Origin of the sequence: Protofrankia sp. Cj3 (assembly GCF_917627355.1) — a bacterium.
GTDB lineage: Bacteria > Actinomycetota > Actinomycetes > Frankiales > Frankiaceae > Protofrankia.
Genome location: NZ_CAKJTR010000023.1, coordinates 1 through 2600, shown reverse-complemented (window position 1 = coordinate 2600; position 2600 = coordinate 1). Strand labels below are relative to the sequence as shown.

The 2600-nt window shown below is 69.1% G+C and carries 4 protein-coding genes; 1 reads left to right on the top strand and 3 read right to left on the bottom strand.

The features are described 5' to 3' along the window. A partial coding sequence (locus tag MJ783_RS05105; RefSeq protein WP_239308763.1) for a hypothetical protein occupies window positions 1-309 on the top strand: 309 nt, incomplete at its 5' end. A 115-nt stretch (window positions 310-424) separates the two neighbouring features. Here the strand turns inward: MJ783_RS05105 and MJ783_RS05100 are convergent. The 3 genes from MJ783_RS05100 to MJ783_RS05090 form a co-directional block, all read right to left on the bottom strand. Beyond that, the gene (locus MJ783_RS05100; protein ID WP_239308762.1) at window positions 425-676 is read right to left on the bottom strand and encodes a DUF2530 domain-containing protein; all 252 of its coding nucleotides are present in this window, start codon (window positions 674-676) and stop codon (window positions 425-427) included. Between the two features lie 218 nt (window positions 677-894). Then, complete coding sequence (locus tag MJ783_RS05095; RefSeq protein ID WP_239308761.1) at window positions 895-1752, bottom strand: class II aldolase/adducin family protein; 858 nt, start codon at window positions 1750-1752, stop codon at window positions 895-897. Beyond that, on the bottom strand, window positions 1749-2600 hold an 852-nt coding region (locus MJ783_RS05090), incomplete at its 5' end, for an acyl-CoA dehydrogenase family protein (RefSeq protein WP_239308760.1). The genes MJ783_RS05090 and MJ783_RS05095, both read right to left, overlap by 4 nt.

The following is a 2600-nucleotide window of genomic DNA, read 5'->3' as shown; positions in this document are numbered from 1 at the left end:
ACGCTCGGCGGCTGTGCGGTCGTCTCAACGCCGCGGAAGCGTACGGCACCGGACGGCACGCCGTACCTGTCACATGCGCCGCTGCTGGTGGCCGACGCCGATGGGACGCCCACGCCCGTCGCGTGGCGGGTGCTCGGTGGTATCGGCGGCGAGATCCACGTCGACGACAACGCCGGGACGAACGCGCTGGCGCGAGCGCTGGCCTGGCATGCGGGCACCTGGGACCGCCGCCATGCCATCGCCGAGGCGCTGCGCGACCCGGCCGGCGAGGATCAGCGGCAGGCCGAGGATGACCTCGACGACTGGTGAACCGGCGGGCCCAGACCACCGGACGCGGCCGGTTCCGGCTGCCCGGCCCCGCTCCTCGAAACACGCCCTGGACCCCCTGTTGCCGGGCCCAGAGCTCGCCCAAACCAACAAAAGATCATTTGTTGGCCGGCTTTCGGAGGCGGTCACGGCGGCGCGTGGTGACCGCGATGCCCAGCAGCCCGAGCCCGGTACCAATGGCCGCGGTCGCGATCCACCACAGGTGGCCGTGCGCTCGCAGGTCGTTCCAGAACGGCAGCATCACGACCAGGGCGACCAGCCACAGAACCGTGCCGACGGTTACTGACGCCACGCCGTCATAGGGCAGTGGTTCCAGCTCGCGGCGGCCAACCGGCGGGGTCGTACTCATGCTCGCCGACATTACCCCGCGGCCTGCCCGCGGTCTGGGGAGCGCGGGCGGCGCCGAAACCCCTACCAGCCGAAACCCCTACCAGCCGAGCCGCCCAGACCGTGAACCGCGCGAGTTTGTCGGTATAGGAGCTTTTCGGGCGATATGGACGCCTTTCGGCCACCTGGCATAAACGGCGACGTACCCACCCTGATCGCATGGAAAGACATGAAGACCGTTCAGTCCAACAGGTCGGGCTGTTCCTCGACGATGATCTGGTAAAGAGCCTCGAAGGACCACCGCGCGCCCACCTCACTGGCGAGCTGGCCCGCGGTGAGCCGGGCGGTCTCGTCGTCGAGAATCCGCAACGCGCCGGCGGCTGAGGCGACGAGCTGGGCCTTGGCAGCGCGTTCGGCGGCGATGAACCAGTAGGCGGCTGACTCCACGGAGGCCCCGACGGAGAGCAGGCCGTGGTTGGCGAGGATCGCGAGCTTGCGCCCGCCGAGGGCTTCGGCGATGCGACGCCCCTCGTCCGTGCTGAGCACAACGCCGTTGTAGCCCTCGAAGATCACATGATCCTCGAAAAAGGCGCAGGCGTCCTGGGTGATCGGATACAGCGGCTCACCGATGGCTGACAGCGCCTTGCCGTACAGGGAGTGCGTGTGCGCGGCGGCGACAACGTCCGGCCGGGCCGCGTGGATCTGCGAGTGGATGGCGAACGCCGCGGTGTTCAGCGGCCCGACGCCCTCGACGATCTCGCCAGCATCGTTGACCAACAGCAGGTTGGACACAGTGATCCGGCGGAAGTCGACACCGGCCCGATTGACCCAGAAGTGGTCAGGCAGCTCCGGATCACGCGCGGTGATGTGACCGGGCAGCCCTTCGCCCAGGCCCAGCTGGCCGAAGATACGGTACGCGCCGGCCAGGCGCTGCTTTCGGTACAGCCGCTCCTCGACGACGGTCCGCTCCGGTTCGGGCCGCGGCCAGGGGCCACCGACCGCGGGCGCGACGATGTTCGACCGGTCCCACGAACCCGGCTCCGGGCCTCCTACGCTCGCATCCGCCAGGACTGCGATGTTTTCCGTGCTTATGCTCATCTCTCCGCTGCTCCTCTCGATGGCTTCACCGTTTTCTCTTCCCAATGCAGCAGGGCACGGCCGGCATCGGCGTAGACAGCGTCGTCCTGCGGAGTGTGTACACGACCGCACAGAACATTTCGATAATGACGCTCCAACGGGTTCGCGCGGGACAGCCCAGGATTTCCGGTCAGTGCAACGGCCGCGCCCACCGCGCGGATCGCGGCGTTGGTGACCGTCGACTTCACGGCGTTGGCACGGGCGGCGGCTACGGCGTCCCCCGCGTCGACCCCCCGCGCGGTCGTCTCGAGTAACACCCGAGCCGTCGTCAGCATGACGTCGATCTCCCCGACGGCGGCCTGGAAGCGCGGCAGGCTCGCCAACGGCTTACCCAGGTTGGACGGCACCCGCTCATGCAGAAAACCGATCAGCCAGTCCCGGGCGGCCTCGGCGACCCCCAGGTAGATCGTTGAGATGGCGAGAGCGCCCCAAGATAGGATCATGAACCCCGCTGTCGCCGCATCCCGCAGGCGGGACAGGGGGCGGAGCCCCACCCCCGCGTCGGCGTCCAGCCGGACCCGGTCGAAGACAACGTCATGGCTTTCGGTCGCCCGCATCCCGATGTGGTCCCAGGTACGGATGATCTCTATACCCGCACTGTCAGCCGGTACGACAAAAACGCCGACCCGCGGCTCCTGGGCCCCCGAGCCCGCCGCCGGTTCGGCCACCCGCCCAACGGGGCCGGCGGCCGGGCCGGTCGCCGCCCACACCAGCATCCAGCGCAGCACCGGCGCACCAGTCGAATAGATCTTGTGGCCGGTGAGCTCCCAGCCGTCCCCTGTCCAGCGGGCCGTCGTGGCCGGCAGGCC

Bases quoted from the DNA above. Each gene is read 5' to 3' on its own strand.
- MJ783_RS05100 (WP_239308762.1), bottom strand. From the start codon at position 676: ATGAGTACGACCCCGCCGGTTGGCCGCCGCGAGCTGGAACCACTGCCC.
- MJ783_RS05095 (WP_239308761.1), bottom strand. From the start codon at position 1,752: ATGAGCATAAGCACGGAAAACATCGCAGTCCTGGCGGATGCGAGCGTA.